Source organism: Petrotoga sp. SL27 (assembly GCF_002924605.1).
GTDB classification, from domain to species: domain Bacteria; phylum Thermotogota; class Thermotogae; order Petrotogales; family Petrotogaceae; genus Petrotoga; species Petrotoga sibirica.
In genome coordinates this window covers 1-281 of record NZ_JAIP01000043.1, presented here as the reverse complement: position 1 = coordinate 281, position 281 = coordinate 1, and the positions used below count along the sequence as shown (strand labels likewise).

The 281-nt window shown below is 43.4% G+C and carries 1 protein-coding gene; it reads right to left on the bottom strand.

Annotated elements, in window-relative coordinates:
• Positions 1-281: transposase (locus AD60_RS09970; RefSeq protein WP_146048848.1), on the bottom strand; the 281-nt coding region annotated here is incomplete at both ends.

The window sequence follows — 281 nt, the reverse complement described above, 5'->3', positions numbered from 1 at the left end:
CCAACTTACGAGCCGTGAGCGCGAGGGCTCTTTTGTGTTGATGAGTGGCAACCTCGTAGTATTTTTTCCAATAATACTCTTTGAACTCAGGGATATAGTTTTTAACGGAGCTAGCGGCTTCGATAAAATAGTATCGAAGATACGGGTTGCCTGTCTTAGTCATTTCTGTCTCGTCAGAGGAATAATTCCCTGATTGACGTTTTCTCCATGTCAGTCCTGCAAATTTGGCCAAACTATCGTGAGATGGAAAGGAAGCTATCGTACCTATCTCACTGATGATG